Annotated in this window: 16 protein-coding genes; 5 read left to right on the top strand and 11 right to left on the bottom strand. The window is 73.9% G+C overall.

Annotated features, from left to right (window positions below):
• Nucleotides 1–59: 59 nt before the first annotated feature.
• Nucleotides 60–2,225 carry an RNA polymerase recycling motor ATPase HelR gene (gene helR, locus ACFC1T_RS28615; protein ID WP_375893059.1) on the bottom strand — a complete coding sequence of 722 codons (2,166 nt, stop codon included), beginning with the start codon at nt 2,223–2,225 and terminating at the stop codon, nt 60–62.
• A 481-nt stretch (nt 2,226–2,706) separates the two neighbouring features.
• Between helR and ACFC1T_RS28610 the strand changes: the two genes are divergently transcribed.
• Nucleotides 2,707–2,937, top strand: a complete 231-nt coding sequence (locus ACFC1T_RS28610; RefSeq protein ID WP_375893058.1) for a hypothetical protein — start codon at nt 2,707–2,709, stop codon at nt 2,935–2,937.
• On the opposite strand, the gene ACFC1T_RS28605 is transcribed toward ACFC1T_RS28610, so the two are convergent.
• From ACFC1T_RS28605 to ACFC1T_RS28580, 6 genes are all read right to left on the bottom strand, one after another.
• Entirely contained in the window at nt 2,889–3,518 is a 630-nt protein-coding gene (locus ACFC1T_RS28605; RefSeq protein ID WP_375893057.1) for a DUF6099 family protein, read from the bottom strand. The genes ACFC1T_RS28610 and ACFC1T_RS28605 overlap by 49 nt on opposite strands.
• 168 nt (nt 3,519–3,686) lie before the next feature.
• The gene (locus ACFC1T_RS28600) at nt 3,687–4,028 is read right to left on the bottom strand and encodes a nucleotide pyrophosphohydrolase (RefSeq protein ID WP_375893136.1); all 342 of its coding nucleotides are present in this window, start codon (nt 4,026–4,028) and stop codon (nt 3,687–3,689) included.
• A 143-nt stretch (nt 4,029–4,171) separates the two neighbouring features.
• Nucleotides 4,172–5,572: an AAA family ATPase gene (locus tag ACFC1T_RS28595; RefSeq protein ID WP_375893056.1), complete on the bottom strand. Its 1,401-nt coding sequence runs from the start codon at nt 5,570–5,572 to the stop codon at nt 4,172–4,174.
• A gap of 111 nt (nt 5,573–5,683) precedes the next feature.
• Entirely contained in the window at nt 5,684–6,559 is an 876-nt protein-coding gene (locus ACFC1T_RS28590; RefSeq protein WP_375893055.1) for a putative RNA methyltransferase, read from the bottom strand.
• 144 nt (nt 6,560–6,703) lie between these two features.
• On the bottom strand, nt 6,704–7,507 hold the full coding sequence (locus ACFC1T_RS28585) for a RimK family alpha-L-glutamate ligase (protein ID WP_375893053.1): 804 nt from the start codon (nt 7,505–7,507) through the stop codon (nt 6,704–6,706).
• Nucleotides 7,508–7,578: 71 nt separating this feature from the next.
• Complete coding sequence (locus ACFC1T_RS28580; protein WP_375893052.1) at nt 7,579–8,472, bottom strand: RimK family alpha-L-glutamate ligase; 894 nt, start codon at nt 8,470–8,472, stop codon at nt 7,579–7,581.
• A 184-nt stretch (nt 8,473–8,656) separates the two neighbouring features.
• Here ACFC1T_RS28580 and ACFC1T_RS28575 point away from each other — a divergent pair, with 184 nt between their 5' ends.
• Entirely contained in the window at nt 8,657–9,529 is an 873-nt protein-coding gene (locus ACFC1T_RS28575) for a GNAT family N-acetyltransferase (RefSeq protein ID WP_375893051.1), read from the top strand.
• A 65-nt stretch (nt 9,530–9,594) separates the two neighbouring features.
• Here ACFC1T_RS28575 and ACFC1T_RS28570 read toward each other — a convergent pair whose 3' ends face one another.
• Nucleotides 9,595–10,023: a fic family toxin-antitoxin system, toxin component gene (locus tag ACFC1T_RS28570; protein ID WP_375893049.1), complete on the bottom strand. Its 429-nt coding sequence runs from the start codon at nt 10,021–10,023 to the stop codon at nt 9,595–9,597.
• A complete protein-coding gene (locus tag ACFC1T_RS28565; protein WP_270146936.1) occupies nt 10,020–10,256 on the bottom strand; it encodes a toxin-antitoxin system HicB family antitoxin in 237 nt (78 codons plus the stop codon). The genes ACFC1T_RS28570 and ACFC1T_RS28565 overlap by 4 nt, the downstream gene beginning before the upstream one ends.
• Nucleotides 10,257–10,619: 363 nt before the next feature.
• Here ACFC1T_RS28565 and ACFC1T_RS28560 point away from each other — a divergent pair, with 363 nt between their 5' ends.
• Nucleotides 10,620–10,814 (top strand): hypothetical protein, encoded by a 195-nt coding sequence (locus tag ACFC1T_RS28560; protein WP_375893047.1) that lies wholly within the window; start codon nt 10,620–10,622, stop codon nt 10,812–10,814.
• Between the two features lie 141 nt (nt 10,815–10,955).
• Here ACFC1T_RS28560 and ACFC1T_RS28555 read toward each other — a convergent pair whose 3' ends face one another.
• Together ACFC1T_RS28555 and ACFC1T_RS28550 are read right to left on the bottom strand one after the other, a co-directional pair.
• The gene (locus ACFC1T_RS28555) at nt 10,956–12,308 is read right to left on the bottom strand and encodes a class I SAM-dependent RNA methyltransferase (protein ID WP_375893134.1); all 1,353 of its coding nucleotides are present in this window, start codon (nt 12,306–12,308) and stop codon (nt 10,956–10,958) included.
• Nucleotides 12,309–12,682: 374 nt separating this feature from the next.
• Complete coding sequence (locus ACFC1T_RS28550) at nt 12,683–14,764, bottom strand: APC family permease (RefSeq protein ID WP_375893046.1); 2,082 nt, start codon at nt 14,762–14,764, stop codon at nt 12,683–12,685.
• Between the two features lie 241 nt (nt 14,765–15,005).
• On the opposite strand from ACFC1T_RS28550, the gene ACFC1T_RS28545 reads away from it, so the two are divergent.
• Together ACFC1T_RS28545 and ACFC1T_RS28540 are read left to right on the top strand one after the other, a co-directional pair.
• Nucleotides 15,006–15,674 carry a potassium channel family protein gene (locus ACFC1T_RS28545; protein ID WP_375893044.1) on the top strand — a complete coding sequence of 223 codons (669 nt, stop codon included), beginning with the start codon at nt 15,006–15,008 and terminating at the stop codon, nt 15,672–15,674.
• The gene (locus ACFC1T_RS28540; protein ID WP_375893042.1) at nt 15,674–16,345 is read left to right on the top strand and encodes a potassium channel family protein; all 672 of its coding nucleotides are present in this window, start codon (nt 15,674–15,676) and stop codon (nt 16,343–16,345) included. The genes ACFC1T_RS28545 and ACFC1T_RS28540 overlap by 1 nt, the downstream gene beginning before the upstream one ends.
• The last annotated feature ends 87 nt before the right edge of the window (nt 16,346–16,432 follow it).

Raw genomic sequence — 16,432 nt, 5'->3', positions numbered from 1 at the left:
CGGGCCCCTTCGGCCGGTACGGCCGGTACGGCCCCGGAGGCTACGGGCGGCCCCGGAGGCTAGGGGCGGCTCCGGAGGACGACGAGCTCACGGGTCGCCCTGGTCATCGCGACGTAGCGGTCGACCGCACCCTCGACACCGTCGCCGAACGCCTCCGGGTCGACCAGGACCACCAAGTCGAACTCCAGCCCCTTGGCCAACTCCGGGGTGAGCGAACGGACCCGCGCCCGCTCCCGGAACCCCGGATCGCCGATGACGCAGGCGACGCCCTCGTCGTGCTCGGCGAGCCAGGAATCCACCACGGCCGGCAGCTCCGCCACCGCACCGTGCCGCACCGGAAGGCCGCTGCTGCGCACCGAGGTCGGCACGTTGGCGTCCGGCAGCGCCGCCCGGACGACCGGCTCGGCCTCCGCCATCACCTCGGCCGGCGTGCGGTAGTTGATGCTCAGCGAGGCCATCGTGGTGCGGTCGAAGCCGACCCGGTCGAGCCGCTCCTGCCACGACTCGGCGAAGCCGTGCCTGGCCTGGGCCCGGTCCCCGACGATGGTGAAGCTCCGGGACGGGCAGCGCTGCAGCAGCATCTGCCACTGGGCGTCGGTCAGCTCCTGGGCCTCGTCCACCACGATGTGGGCGAACGGGCCCGCCAGCGGCTCCGCGGCGGCGGCGGGCAGCGCGTCCTCGTCGACCAGGGTGTCCTGGAGGTCCCGGCCGCGCAGCATCGTCACCACGCCCTCACCGTCGTCGTCGGCCTGGATCAAGTCGCCGATCACGTCCGCCATCCGCTCGCGCTCGGCGGCCGCCGAGGCCCGCCGACGCTGCCGGCGCAGGGTCTCCTCGCGGTCCCCGAGCCGCTGGCGGGCCGCGTCCAGGAGCGGCAGGTCGGAGACCGTCCATGCCTGCGGGGCGCGCTTGCGCTGGAGCGCACGGACCTCCTCCGGGGTGAGGTGCGGCGCGCACATCCGCAGGTAGGCGGGCACCGACCAGAGGTCGCCGACCAGCTCCGCCGCCTCCAGCAGCGGCCACGCCCGGTTGAGCGTGCCGACCAGCTCCCGGTCCTGCCGCAGCGCGCGACGGAACTGCTCGGGCGAGACCTCCTCCTCGTCGTCCTGCTCCAGCCTGTCCAGCAGGATCGCCACCAGCTCGTCCCAGATCTGCTCGCGCGCCTCGTTGTGCGGGGTGCCCGGATCCGGGGCGTCGAAGGCCTCGGCCCAGTCCGCGGCGCCCAGCCGCAGGTCCGCCCAGGGAGTGCCGACCAGCAGCTCCTCGACCGGCGGCTCCTCGTAGATCCGGACGGCCTTGTCGATCGCCCGCACCAGCTCCACCGAGGACTTGAGCCGCGCCACCTCCCGGTCCGCCTCCTCCGGCGCATCCGCGCCCTCGGGCACCAGGTCCCGCAGGGTGCAGGTGCGCACACCCTCCTCGCCGAGGCTGGGCAGGACGTCGGCGACGTAGTTCAGGTAGGGCTGGTGCGGGCCGACAAACAGCACTCCGCCGCGGCGGTGGCCGAGGCGGGGGTCGGCGTACAGCAGGTAGGCGGAGCGGTGCAGGGCCACCACGGTCTTGCCGGTGCCCGGGCCGCCGTCGACCACCAGGGCGCCGCGCGAGCCGGCCCGGATGATCGCGTCCTGGTCGGCCTGGATGGTGGCCAGCACATCCCGCATCCGGGCCGAGCGGCTGCCGCCCAGGCTGGCGATGAAGGCGGACTGGTCGTCCAGCGCGGCGTGCCCGGCGAGGCCCTCCGCGGTGAACACCTCGTCCCAGTAGTCGGAGATCCGGCCGCGGGTCCAGCGGTAGCGACGGCGGCTCGCCAGGCCCATCGGGTCCGCGTGGGTCGCCGCGAAGAACGGCTCGGCGGCGGGCGAGCGCCAGTCGACCAGCAGCCGCCGGCCCTCGCTGTCGGTCAGCCCGAGCCGGCCGATGTACAGCGGCTCGGCACCCTCCTCGGCGACGATGCGCCCCAGGCACAGGTCCAGACCGTAGCGGCGCAGGGCGCGCAGCCGGCCGCTCAGCCGGTACACCTCGATGTCGCGGTCCATCGCCGCCTGCCCGGCGCCCCCCGGGGCGCGCCGCACGACGTCGAGCTGGTCGGAGAGTTCGGCGATCACCCGTTCCAGGCTCTCCGCGATCGCCGCGAAGTGCCGCTCGTCGGCCGCGACGAGCGCCGGGTCGGCCTTGGCGGACAACCGCTCGGGGAGGTCGAAAGCGCTGGTGGTCGGGGGGTTCATGGCATCAGCTCCGATCTGAGGCCTGCGATTGTGCGCCATCCAGGGGGCCTTGCCGCAAGACCCCCCTTGCGCTATATGTTGAGAGTGGCAAGGGGTGGGTTCTCCCCCTTCCGCTCTCTTCTCCGGGCGCTCGCGGCGGCCCTCTGTTGCTCTTCGGGCGCCCTGCGCGGCGTCGGCGCCGCGCCGGGCGCCCTGCTCCTGTTCCTTACCGGTTCTCTGGGGCCCGCCCCCTCCCCCCTCCCCCTCCCTCCCACCCACCTCCACCCGCCCACCGCCCACCGCCCACCGCCTCCGGCGTCCTCCACCCTCCTCAATTCGCGCCCCTAGCCGAGGCCGTGTTGCAGCGGCAACCCCGGATCACCCGAGAGGCTTACGGCGTACCGGAGTTGGACCGCATCGGGTGGTGCGCGGTGACCGGCTGCGGGAACGGTTCGTTGGTCGGTGCGGCACACCGCACCACCGATCCGAAGAGGTCCCCGTCATGTCCGAACCCTCTGCCACGCCGCCGTTCCCGAGCAGCCCCACCGGCTCGGCCACCGGTGACTCGGCCGGACCCGCGACCCCCAAGACCCTGCTCGAGCAGATGCAGGAACTGCTCGCCTCGGTGACCGCGGACCTCGCCGCGCTCCAGTCCGACACCCGGGACATCGCCCCGGCTTCCGCCTATCCCGCCGTCAACGACACCTCCGACTCCGTGTCCGGCACCCGGTAGTCCGGCGCCCGCTCCTCCTCCGTCGGCCCGCCCGCACCCGGCGGGCCGAGCCGGACCACCAGTAACGGCGCCCCTTGACCGCCCAGCTCCGGCTCCGGTTCCGCGCCACCGAGCACCGACCGCTCCACCGCTTCGCCCCGCCCGTTCGCCGCGCGCAACCGCGCGGCCACGTCCTTGCACTCCGACACCGCGTCGACCCCGTCGATGCACGTCCAGTACAGGCTCTCGGTGTCCGCCCCGCAGGCCAGCACCACGAGCGTCTCCCCGACCTCCCGCAGGAGTTCCTCCAGCGCCCCCAACGTCGCCGCCGTTTCGCCGAGTTCGGTGAGCCGCCCGGCCCTACCGCCGCTCACCAGGGCGTTCGTGGCGACGGACCGCTCCAGGCAGACCGCCGCGTGGGCGCCCGCCTCGGAGAGCTGCTGGCCGAGGCCCGTCAGCTCGTCCCCGTCCGACTCCGCCAGCCGGGCACCCACCGCCTCGGTGAGCAGCGCCGCCTGCCGCGCCTCGGCCAGCACGTCGGGTACGTGCCTGGCCTCGGCCAGGGCGTGCCGGGCCGTCTTGATCAGTCGCAGTGCCTCCATGGCCCCCGCTCCTTCCGCTCGTCGTCGCCGTCGACCAGCACCGCCGCCGGGGCGGTGGGGTGGTCACGGGGAGAGCGTGCGGGGAGGGCGGGGTGGGACGCATCCGCCCTTTCGAAAGCTGTGGAAAACCCGGGGGTTGTGGATAACTTCCGTCCCTCACAAGGGTGATCAGCCCTTGTTCGGATTGACGTCAGCCCTTTCGCCCGGCACCGGGAAGCGGTGCTCGTTGCGCTCGATCTTGGCCGCGAGCGCCTCCAGCGGGTCCACCCCGACCGCCGTGCAGAACTGCACCAGGTACGCCAGCACGTCCGCGACCTCGTCGCGTACCCGGTGGGCCCGTTCCGGGTCCGTCATCACCGCGGCGGCCTGCTCCGGCGTGAGCCACTGGAAGATCTCCAGCAGTTCCCCGGCCTCCACGCTCAGCGCCGCTGCCAGGTTCTTCGGCGTGTGGTACGGCTCCCACCGCCGGGCCGCCGCGAACTCCACCAGCCGCTGCCGCAGCCCCTCCAGCGTCGGCTCCCCGGGCTGCTCCGCCGGACCTCCGGACACCACGTCGACCCCGGGCACCACATCGGCCCCGGCCGCCCCGGCCGCCCCTGCCGCCCCGGCCGCCAGGTCCGCCGCCGACTCCCCCGACCTCGTCACTCGTTCGTTCACGCCCCCAGGTCTACCGCATCCGCTCCCCCGGTCACAGCGGAGCCTCCCCCCGCACCCGCCGAGCCCTCCTCCCGATCCCCCTGCCCGCGCCCGTACTGCACCGGCACCCTGGCCGTCTCCGGCCGCAGCACCGTCGACCCCGTCGCCGGGTCCCGTCGGCACTCCACCAGCGCCACCGCCCCCGTCCGCTCCTCGCCCGCCCCGAACGCCGCCCGCGCCGCCGCCGGCTCCTGGAGCGCGGCCACCACCCGCAGCTGGTTGCGCCCCGCCATGTCCCGCGCGAGCCGCAGCAGCGAGGCGGTCTGCTCGGTCGCGAGCCCGGCCCCGAGGTCCTCGGCCAGCACGGTGAGCTGCCGGTGCGCCCATGGCACCTCGGCGGCCACGTCGAGGTCGAGCACCCCCGCCCCGGTCAGCAGCACCGCCGCGAAGGCGAGGTGGCGCAGCATCCCGTCGGAGGCCTGGTCGGCGCCGGTGCGCCCGAGCACGCCTTCGTCGAAGACGGCCAGTACCCGGCGCCCGGTCCGGCTCTCGCGCTCGGCGAGGGTGAGGCCGAGCAGCGGGTGGGGCGCGGCCTCCTGGACGGCCCGCAGCAGTTGCCCGTACCGGCGCGGGCACTCGTGGGCGAGCCGGTTGATCAGGGCCGAGATGTTGGCGGCGTTGCTGCGCAGCCGGGCCTGCGGGTCGGCCTTGGCCCAGCCGCGCATCAGGGCGGGGACGGGGTGCAGCGGGAAGACCTCGCGCAGTGCGGTGAGCAGGTCCTCGGCGGCGGCGAGGACGAGCCGTTCGCCGGTGGAGGAGCCGGCCACCCGGAGCGGCAGCTGGGCGGTGATCATGGTGCTGCTGGGGAACGGCGCCCGGATGTCCCCCTGCCGGGTGTCGTTGTGCCAGCAGACGTTGACGCGCCCGTTGCGGACGTCCTGTTCGCCGGTGTCGACCAGGGTCCGGCCGTCGAGGGTGAGCGACTCGCGGGCGATCCGGACCGCGCCGTCGGTGCGGATCACCAGGTCGAGCCGGATCCGGCCGCGCGGTGAGCGGACGGTGCAGCCGAGGATGACGGCGTCCCGTCCGTGCGGCACGCATCCGCCGAGGCCGCCGCGTACGGGCGTGGCGAGCGGGCCGGTGCGGTCGGGCAGCCCGTCCAGGGATTCGGGGATCTCCTCGCCGAGGGCGAGCCGGGACAGCACGGCGAGCGCGTCGAGGGCGTTGGACTTGCCGACCCCGGCCGGCCCGTGCAGCACGGTGAGCGGCGCGAGCTGCAGGACGGCCCGCCGGTAGGACTTGAAGGCGGTGAGCCGCAGCTCCTCGACGGTGGGGCGTGGCACTGGCGGCCGGTCGGGGCCCGGGGCGCCCGGGCGCAGTTGGGCCGGCCCGGCGGGCGCGGCGGCGTCGCGGTTCACCCGTCGGACGTTAGCCGCAGCCCGGCGGGGCGAAACGTCCCTGCTCGCCAGATTCATCCCTACGGGGCGGGCCCGTCCCGCGCCGCTGACCCGCGGCGGTCCGCAGCTACGTTACGGCCGCCGGTACGCGGCCACCGTCACCGAGGCGGTCACCTCGACCGGGTCGGGCAGTTCCTCCAGGGCGGCGGCGAGCCGGTCGGGGTCGGTGTGCCAGGCGCTCGGCCCCATGCCGACGACGGTCCGCACGTCCTGGGCGGAGAGCCGCAGGGTGAACTCGACCGGTTGCCGGCCGGCCGGCGTGAGGTAGGGGCCGAGCTTCTCGTCGATCCGGCGCTGCTTCTCCTCGTCGACCGACAGCAGGCCGAGGGCGGCGACGAGTTCGCGCAGGTGGCGGGCGGTGGGCGAGACCAGCAGCAGGGTGCCGCCGGGGCGCAGCACGCGGCGGATCTCGGGTCCGTTGCGCGGGGCGAAGACGTTGAGGACCAGGTCGGCGCAGGCGTCGCGCAGCGGCAGCGGGCGCCAGGCGTCGCAGACCACCGCGCCGATCCGGGGGTGGGCCTTGGCGGCGCGGCGCAGCGCGTACTTGGAGATGTCGAGGGCGGCGCCGACCCGGCCGGGCAGGGTGTCCAGGACGTGGGCGAGGTAGTGGCCGGTGCCGGCGCCGAGGTCGGCGACGAGGCCCCCCGGGCCGTCCGCTCCCCCGCCCGCCCCGGCGTCCGCCCCATCGCCCACGGCTGCGGCGGCCGCCGCAGCCAGGGCGTCGGCGATCGGCCGGTAGTGGCCGGCGGCGAGGAAGTCGGCGCGGGCGGCGACCATCTCGGCCGTGTCGCCGGTGCCGGTGTGGGCGTCACCGGCGAGGAGGCTGACGTAGCCCTGCTTGGCGAGGTCGAAGCTGTGCCCGGCGGGGCAGCGCAGGCTGCGCTCGTGCCGGGTGAGGTCCTGCGCGCAGTGGGGGCAGGCCAGGTAGGGCTCGATGTCCTGCAGCAACGTTCCGTCTTCTCTCGCCGTTCGGCCCCGGCCGGTCGGGGGCGCCAGCCAGCCTAACCACCCGGGCCGGTGGTCGGCCGCCGCGCCGGAGCGACACCGGCCCAGCCACACCGAAGCCCGGACCCAGCCCAGCCCCGACCCGCCCTACACCGGAACCCGCCCCCGCTCCGCCGCCACCCGCAGGGCGAGCCCCGCGAGCGCCTCCGGCGCCCCGGCCCGCCCGCGCGCCCCGGGGAAGGCGTTGACGTCGACGATCACCGGCTCGTCGGCCCCGTCCAGCAGGTCGACCCCGTACACCTCCAGCCCGAACACCTCGCCCACCCGCAGGGCGAGCGCGGCCCGCCGGGCGGACGGCTCCCACTCCTGCGCCGCCCCCACCCCGTCATCGCCGACGGAGAGTTCGGACCGCCGCCGAGCCGCGAAGACCTGCCCGTCGACCACCCAGAGCTTCTGGTCCCAGCCACTGCTCCGGAGGTACGGCTGGGTGACGACCTCCTCCTGCGGCCAACGTTCGGCGAGTTCCCGCAGCCGTTCCGCGCCGTCGACCAGCGCAACCAGGTCGTGGCGCCGGCTGTGCCGGCTCTTCACCACGAACGGGTACACCTGGTCGGCGAGTTCGCCCAGCGGGCCGGCCGTGACCGTCGCCGCGAACGGCAGTCCGGCGCCCCGGGCGAGCGAGGCCATCCGCACCCGGTCCTGGCAAAGCCCGGTCGCCGTGGCCGAGTTGACCACCGCGGCCCCGAGCCGCTCCAACTCCCCGGCCAGCGCCAGCGCTTGCGGCGTGCGTGCCTTGAGCAGGTAGACATCGGCGAGCGCCCCCCGAGGAACACCACCGTCGAGCGGGACGGTCTCCACCCGGCAGCCGCGCCGCTCCAGCACTCCGGCGGCCGCCGCGAGCAGCGGGTGCCCCGGATTGCCCGTGATCAGCCCGACCCTCAACTCGCCCATCGGTCCGCCCCTCGACCCGCCCTTCAACTCATCCCTCAATTCGCCCCTCAACTCGCCCTCCGGTCCGGCCCTCACCGCAGCCCACCGTCCACCAGTCCGACCCGGCCGTACTCCTCGCCACCGGCCGGAACCAGCGCGGGCACCGACACGGCCGTACCGCTGCGCGCGAGCCGCAGCACCGCCCGGGCGACCCGCTCCACCGCGTCGGGCACCTGCCGGAAGCTCGGGAAGTCGTTGACGTCCACCACCACCGGCCCGTCCGGCCCGAGCAGCACGTCGACGCCGTACAGGTCGAGGCCGAACACCTCGCCGACCTGCGCGGCTATCCGTGCGACGCTCGCGGGCAGCGGTACCGGCCGCTCGCGCACGCCCTGCCCCGGGTGCAGCGGCGATTCCCGTTCGGTCGCAAAGAGCTCGCCGTCGACGCAGTACACCTTGAGGTCCGTGCCGTTGTTGGGCACGTACGGCTGCGCGATCAGCAGCCCCTCCCCGGCGAGTTCGGGGCCGAGGCCGATCAGGTCGTCGGGTCCGGCCACCAGCCGTACGCCCCGACCGGAGCTGCCGTCCGCGGGTTTGACGACCAGCGGGTACTCGGCGGCCGGGATCTCGGCGAGCCGCTCCCAGCGGGCTGCGGCGTAGGTGACCGGGGCGGGCAGGCCGCGGGTGCGGGCGATCACCGAGGCGAGCGCCTTGTCCCGGACGCCGCGGATCGAGCGGACGTCGTTGACGGTGGTGAGGCCGACCGCGGCGGCCGCCTCCAGCAGGGTGAGCCCTGGGCCGCCGGAGACGGTCTTGAGCACCCAGGCGTCGTGGCTGCCGGCCCGGACCGCCTCGGAGATCGCCAGCAGCGAGTCGCCGGGGCGCAGCACGTCCACCCGGTGCCCCCAGGAGGTGAGTTGACGCGCGACGTCCAGCGGCATGCCGTCCCGCCGGTAGTGCTCCTCCACCAGAAAGCAGAGCCTCATGGGCCTGACTTCCCCCTTGCCTCGCCGAGTGCGGATGTCCGCCGTCCCCCTCGGCAGAGCTGTGAAGGCATCAGCTTGCCCGGCGTACACGCACAAGATCGCCGCGAGCGGGTAAGCGTTCGGCAACAATCGAACGCCGGTCCGCCGCACAAACCGGTGGCGCTCCACTCCGGCCCCTGCTTGGATGCACGCCGTGACTTCTGCTGATCATGTTCCGGACCCCGCCCTGCTCGACGGCATCGAGCGTTACTACGACGCCGTGCCCCGCAGCGCCGCCACCGCGGAGGACTTCGGCCCGCTGACCCTCTTCGTCCGCCGCGGCGAGACCGGCTGGCACTACTACGCCCGCCCGACCCCCGGCCACGGCGGCCCGGCCGCCACCGCCGAGGACGTCCGCCGGGTGCTGGAGCGGCAGCGGGAGCTGGGCCTGCCGGAGGCCTTCGAGTGGGTGGCCGAGCAGAACCCCGAGCTGCGCGCGGCGGTGGAGGCGGCCGGCCTGGCGGTGCACGAGCACCCGCTGCTGGTGCTCGGCCCGCAGGACGGGACGGCCCCGGCGCCGGCGCTCCCGGAGCGGGTGGAGGTGCGGGTGCTGGCCGCGGACGCTCCCGAGCTGGCCGACGCGGTGGCCGTCCCGCACGTGGCCTTCGGCGCCCCGGGCACCGCCACCGGCAGCGCGGGCGCGGCCGAACTGGCCGTGAGCGCCGCGACGTTGACGTCCGAGGGCGGGGTGGCGCGGATCGCGCAGCGGATCACCGACGGGGTCAGCGTGCTGGCGGCCGCACTGGAGGGCGGCGACGTGCTCTGCGCGGGCCAGCACAACCCGGTGGGCTCGGTCACCGAGGTGGTCGGGGTCGGGACGCTGCCCTCCGCCCGGCGCCGCGGGCTGGCCCTGGCGGTCACCGCGGCCCTGGTGGCGCACGCCCGCGCCAACGGCGTGCGGACGGTGTTCCTGTCCGCCGCCGACGAGGACGTCGCCCGGATCTACCGCCGGGCCGGCTTCCGCCCGTTCGCGACGGCCCTCATCGCGGAGCCCGTCGCCGCGGACCCCCAGGCCTAGACCCGCGCGGCACCAGCCCAGGCACCCGCCCAGGCACCGGCACCGGCACCGGACGGGGACGCGGCTCAGTCGTCGTCCTCGTCCTCCTCCTCCGCCCCCGTGACGCCCTCCCCCTCGGCCTCGTCGACCACCCAGGCCGACAGCCGTTCGGCGACCCCGGACACCCCCAGCCGCCCTTCCCGGATGGCCCGGGAGAGGCTGCGCACCTCGCGGGCGGTGGTGGCGACGGTGCAGCCGCTGGCGACGAGGTAGGCGTAGGCGACGGCGGTCGCGAAGAGCTCGTTGGTCTTCTCCAGGGCCGGCACCCGGATCAGCTGGTGCATCAACGCGGCCGCGCGGTCCTGGGGTTCGGGGTAGACGGAGATGTCGAAGATCTCGGCCTGGTGCCGGGTGACGGCCGCGAGCAGCGAGCCGTAGTCGGTGACCTGCGGGTCACCGGGCGTGTACTGCTCGGCGGTCATGAGCAGCCACGAGAGGTCGACCTCCAGTTTCAACGGCGCACGTCCTGGAGCTCGCCCGACTCCCCGAACTCGGCGAGGAACGCCGTCTCGTACTCCTTCATGAACTGTGCGGCGGCGTCGATGAAGGCCCGTCCCGATTCACCCATGTCCTGCTGGACCAGGCGTTCGATGTACTGGTTCATGCTGATCCCCTGCTGCTCCGCCCGTTCCCGGGCCATCTCCGCGGTCGTGGCGTCCACTCGGACGTTCAGCTGCTTCTTGCCCATGCCGTTCAAGCTAGCGCCGAAGTGCTAGCACAACAAGGGCGCACGCACACCGCCCGCACACCTGCCGCACGCCCCCACGCAACCCCTCCGTCACCGAAGCGCCAACCGAAGCGCCACCCGGACCACCGACCGAACCGCCCGGCGGAGGCCGCCGAGCCGCTCACCCATCCGCTCCCTACCCCGTCACGCCCTCCGCCACCCGGCCCCGTCCGTGCCCGCCGCCGAGAGACCCCGCCCCCGCACGGGCCCGGCACGGACCCCCGACCCGACCGGGCCTGACTTGAAGAGTCCTGCACCATCCGGGACTCTGAACTCTCCTGAGCGTTCCCCGAGCGGCACCGACCGGTTTTGTGGAGGCCGGCAATGACAGCCATGTTCGACCAGGAGCTGCGCGAGCAGCTCGCCCAGGCCCGGCAGGACCTCGCGGCGGCCCGGGCCGAAGGGGACGCCGACGGCGTCCAGGCGTACGAGGGCCGGATCGCCTCGCTCCTACGGCTCGCCGCCCAGCACGGCATCGACCTTCCGCACAGCGCCGACGAGGAGGAGCACAACGAGTAGCGCGCGCCCCGGACGCAGGCGCGGAAGCAGCCGCCGCAGCGGCCCCGGGGGCACCACCCGCCCGCCCCGCCCAACGCCGAGGAGGCGGCACCCCGTGCGTCACGGGGTGCCGCCTCCTCGGTCGTTACGGCAGGCTCGGACTCAGGCCCCGGCCGGCTCCAGGATGGCCACGCACTCGAAGTGGTGGGTCATCGGGAACAGATCGAAGGCCCGCAGCGAGACCGGCCGGTAGCCGCCCTCGCGGAAGAACTCGAGGTCCCGGGCGAGCGCCGCCGGGTCGCAGGCGACGTACGCGATCCGGCGGGCCTCCAGGCCGACCAGGTGCGCGACGGTCTCGCGTCCGGCGCCGGCCCGCGGCGGGTCCAGCACGATCAGGTCGGTGGCGGTGATGCCGGTGCGCGGCAGCAGCGTCTCGACCCGGTCGCACTCGATCCGCACGTTGTCCAGCGCGGCCAGGTTGTGCCGGGCGTCGACGACGGCCTGCTTGGCCGACTCGATGCCGAGCACCGCGCCGTCCTCGCCGACCCGGTCGGCCAAGGCGCCGGCGAACAGCCCGACGCCGCAGTACAGGTCGAGCGCGCTCTCGCCCCACTGCGGGTCAAGACCGTCCAGCACCGCGTCGACCAGGGTGTCCGGCGCCTCCGGGTGGATCTGCCAGAAGCCGCCGTTGCTGATCCGCCAGGTGCGCCCGGCGGCCCGCTCGCGGACGAAGCCGCGCCCGTGGACCTTGTGCGCGTCACCCTGGTCGTCGATCCGGGCGATCGACACCGGCTTGTCCAGCTCGACCAGCGGCAGCTGGGCGCCGTCGCGCGGGGTCAGCACCACCTGGCGGTCCGAGGAGCCGCTCGCGGCGATCGCCTCGACGCTCGCCACCCCCGGCCAGTCCCGGGACTCGATGCCGAGCTCGGTGACGCCCTCAGCGGCGATCAGGCAGCGGTCGATCACCTGGACGTCGTGCGAGCGGTGCTTGCGCAGACCGACCTTGTCGCTCTCCGCGTCCACCGTGTACTGCACCCGGGTGCGCCAGGCCGGCACCTGCCCGGGCGGCAGCTTGCCGCCGACCGGCTCGACGCTGCCGTCCCAGCCGGCCTCGGCCGGGGTCAGCCCGGCGAGCTTCGCCAGCTGCTCGGTCAGCACCGCGGCCTTGAGCTTGCGCTGCCCGCCGGGGGTGACGTGCTGCCAGTCGCAGCCACCGCACTTGCCCGGACCGGCGAACGGGCAGGGGGCCTCGATCCGGTCCTTGGCGGGCTCCAGCACCTCCACGGCGTCCGCGCGCAGGAAGCGCGAGGTGGTGGTGCCCTCGGTCACCTGCGCGACCACCTTCTCGCCGGGCAGCGCGTGCCGGACGAACAGCACCCGCCCCTCGTGCCGGGCCACGCAGTGCCCGCCGCCGTGCGCGACCGGGCCGACCTCGACCTCGTAGCGCTCACCGACCAGCGGGTCCCCGGACGGGGCCTGCGCCCGCTGCGGTCGCGCCGCGGCCGCGCCGCGCAGCGCCTTCGGCGGCCGCACCGCCTGCTTGCGCGGCGCCTTCCGGGCGGCCCCGTCCGCGCCCTTCCCGTCCTGGGCGCCCTTCCCGTCGCGGGCCGGCTTCTCACCCCGGGCGGGCTTCCCGTCGCGGACGGGCTTCTCACCCCGGGCGGGCTTCTCACCCTGGGCCGGCTTGGCGGCCCGCACGGGCTTCTCCTCCGGGGCCTCCCCCGGCACGACCGGCGCGGTGCGCGCCGTCAGCCCCTCGCGGTCGGTGGCTTCCGGCCGGTGCGGCTTGCCCCAGCGCGGCCGGGCCACCTGCCCGGGCTGGGAGCCGCCCCGACGGGCGCCCTTGCCCTTGCCGGAGGCGCCGGAGGAGCGGGGCGGAGTGTTGCGCGTCACTGGGAGGAGTCCTTGCTGCGGTCGGGAGTGGCACCGGTGTCGGCACCGGTACGGGCGGAATCCTTCGACTTTACGGCCTTCGGCGCCCTCGGCTCGCCACGACGGACGGATCCGGGCGCCGACCAGGCCTTCTGCGGCCTGCGCCGCTCCGAGGACTCCAGCTGCCACGGCACCGAGGTGACCATCACCCCGGGCTTGAACAGCAGCCGCCCCTTGAGCCGCAGCGCGCTCTGGTTGTGCAGCAGGTGCTCGTACCAGTGGCCGACCACGTACTCCGGGATGTAGACCGCGACCACGTCCCGCGGGCTGCTGCGCCGCAGGTTCTTCACGTAGTCCAGGACCGGCCCGGTGATCTCGCGGTACGGCGAGTCCAGCACCTTGAGCGGCACCTCGATGCCGCGCTCGTCCCACTCCCGCCGCAGCGCCGCCGTGTCCGCCGGGTCGACGTTGACGGTGACGGCCTCCAGGGTGTGGGCGTGGGCCAGCCGGGCGTACGCGAGGGCGCGCAGCGCGGGCTTGTGCAGCTTGGAGACCAGCACGATGGCGTGCACCCGGGTGGGCAGCACCACGTCGTCCGGCTCCTCGGCCGCGATGAGCTCCGCGGAGACCCGGTCGTAGTGGCGCCGGATCCCCTTCATCATCACGAACAGCACCGCCATCGCGGCGATCGCGATCCAGGCGTGGCCGATCTTGGTGACCAGGACGACGATCAGCACGGCCATCGTCATCACCAGGCCGAAGCCGTTGATCGCCCGGCTGCGCTGCATGTGGCGCCGCTTCGCCGGATCGGTCTCGGTGCGCAGCAGCCGGGTCCAGTGCCGGATCATGCCGGACTGGCTCATGTTGAAGGAGACGAAGACGCCGACGATGTAGAGCTGGATCAGCCGGGTCGGGTCCGCGTCGAAGGCGATGATCAGCAGGATGGCGGCGATGGCCAGCAGGATGATGCCGTTGGAGAAGGCCAGCCGGTCGCCGCGGGTGTGCAGCTGGCGGGGCAGGTAGCGGTCCTGGGCGAGGATCGAGCCGAGCACCGGGAAGCCGTTGAAGGCGGTGTTGGCGGCCAGCACCAGGATCAGGCCGGTGACGGCGGCGACGAAGTAGAAGCCGGGCGTGAAGTTGTTGAAGACGGCCTCGCTGATCTGCGCCAGCGCGGTCTTCTGGTGGTAGTCGGGGCCGGAGCCGACCAGCTGCTCGGCCGGGTTCTCGGCCATCTGCACGCCGGTGAGCCGGGCCAGCCAGATGATGCCCATGAACATCACCACGGCGATGCTCGCCATCATCAGCAGCGTGGTGGCCGCGTTCTTGCTCTTCGGCTTGCGGAAGGCGGGCACGCCGTTGGAGATCGCCTCCACGCCGGTGAGCGCGGCGCAGCCGGAGGAGAAGGACTTGAGCAGCAGGAAGACCAGCGCGATCCCGCCGAGCGAGTCGTTGCCGGGGATGGCGGCGAGGTGGAAGCCGGAGCTCTCGGCGGGCATGGACTGGCCGAGCACGAAGTGCCGGAAGACCCCGTAGCCGACCATGCCGATCACGCCCGCCATGAAGGCGTAGGTGGGCACCGCGAAGGCGGAGCCGGATTCGCGCACCCCTCGCAGGTTCATGCCCATCAGCACCACGACCACGACCACCGAGACGATCATCTCGTGGCCGCGCAGCGCCGGGACGGCGGAGACCACGTTGGCGACGCCGGAGGTGGTGGACACGGCGACGGTGAGCACGTAGTCGACCATCAGGGCCGCGGCGACGACCAGTCCGGCCGCCGGGCCGTGGTTGACGGTCGCCACCTCGTAGTCGCCGCCCCCGCTGGGGTAGGCGTGCACGTTCTGCCGGTAGGAGGCGACGACGGCGAGCATCACGACCGCCACCACGAGGCCGATCTGCCAGGAGAAGTGGATCGCCGAGACGCCCGCGATGGAGAGCGTGAGCAGGATCTCCTCAGGGGCGTACGCGACCGAGGAGAGCGCGTCCGAGGCGAAGACGGGCAGCGCGATCCGCTTGGGGAGGAGCGTCTCCCCCAACTTGTCACTGCGCAGGGCGCGCCCGATCAGAAGGCGTTTCGGAAGGTCAGTCGGCATAGGCACGTTAAGGAATCGTAGGGGTATCCCGACGCGGCTTGCGCCGTTTATCCCCCCCTTCGTCGCGACTGTGTTCGGTGGACCGGCTAGCGTGTCGGATACGAGTCGGTGGGCAACACTCTGGTTGTCGAGCGGAGTCCGGCCGACGCCCCACGAGAACCCTCGCCCCGGAACGTCCGGGCGGGAAAGGGAGATGAACGGTGTTTGCGCAGGTCAAGACCCCTTCGGGACGGGTGAGGTAGCGCCGGTGCACATCGTCATCATGGGCTGCGGCCGCGTGGGCTCGGCCCTCGCGAGAACGCTGGAGAAACAGGGCCACTCGGTGGCCGTGGTCGACCAGGATCCGACCGCATTCCGCCGGCTGGGCGCCGGGTTCAACGGGCGCCGGGTGACCGGGGTCGGTTTCGACCAGGACACCCTGCGCGAGGCGGGCATCGAGGAGGCCGGCGCCTTCGCCGCCGTCTCCAGCGGCGACAACTCCAACATCATCGCTGCCCGGGTCGCCCGGGAGACCTTCGGCGTCGAGAACGTCGCGGCCCGGATCTACGACCCCCGCCGCGCCGAGGTGTACCAGCGCCTGGGCATCCCGACCGTGGCGACGGTCCGCTGGACCGCCGACCAGATGCTGCGCCGACTGCTGCCGAGCGGCGCCGAGCCGCTGTGGCAGGACCCGAGCGGCAGCGTGCAGCTGGCCGAGGTCGCGTACCACCCGGACTGGGTGGGGCAGCGGATCGGCCGCCTGGAGGAGGCGTCCGGCGCCCGGGTGTCGTTCGTCACCCGGCTCGGCGAAGGGATGCTCCCCTCGCCGCAGATGGTGGTGCAGGAGGGCGACCTAGTGCACGTGATGCTGCGCCGGGCCGACCTGACGGCGGTCGAGGCCGCGTTCGCGCAGGGGCCGAAGGAGGAGGGTCACTGATGCGGGTCGCCATTGCCGGGGCCGGTGCCGTGGGTCGCTCGATCGCGGGCGAGCTGCTGGAGAACGGTCACGAGGTCCTTCTGATCGACAAGAACCCGAACGCCATCTCGGTGGAGCGGGTGCCCATGGCGGAGTGGCTGCTGGCCGACGCCTGCGAGATCACCTCGCTGGACGAGGCGGCGCTGCAGCGCTGCCACGTGGTGATCGCCGCGACCGGTGACGACAAGGTCAACCTGGTCGTCTCGCTGCTCGCCAAGACCGAGTACGCGGTGCCGCGGGTGGTCGCCCGGGTGAACAACCCGAAGAACGAGTGGCTCTTCAACGAGTCCTGGGGCGTGGACGTGGCCGTCTCCACCCCGCGCCTGATGTCCGCACTGGTCGAGGAGGCCGTCAGCGTCGGCGACCTGGTCCGCCTGATGCGGTTCAGCCAGGGCAACGCCAACCTGGTCGAGCTGACCCTGGCCGGCGAGGCCGAGCTGGTCGGCACCCGGGTGGGCGACGTCACCTGGCCGCCGGACACCGCGCTGGTGAGCATCATCCGCGAGGGCCGGGTGCTGGTGCCCGCCAAGGACGACACCCTGGAGGGCGGCGACGAGCTGCTCTTCGTGGCCGCGCAGGAGCGCGAGGAGGAGCTGGAGCAGCTGCTGTCGGCGACCTCCGGCGCCCAGTAGGCAGGCGCACGGCGAACGCACCGCACTGCAGCGAGCAGCGGCGAACGCGAGTACGGCCGAGGGCCCGCATCCCCGTCAGGGGGTGCG

Source organism: Kitasatospora sp. NPDC056076 (genome assembly GCF_042266305.1).
Taxonomy (GTDB): domain Bacteria; phylum Actinomycetota; class Actinomycetes; order Streptomycetales; family Streptomycetaceae; genus Kitasatospora.
The sequence above is the reverse complement of the archived record's forward strand: the minus strand, read 5'-3'. Positions and strand labels throughout refer to the sequence as shown.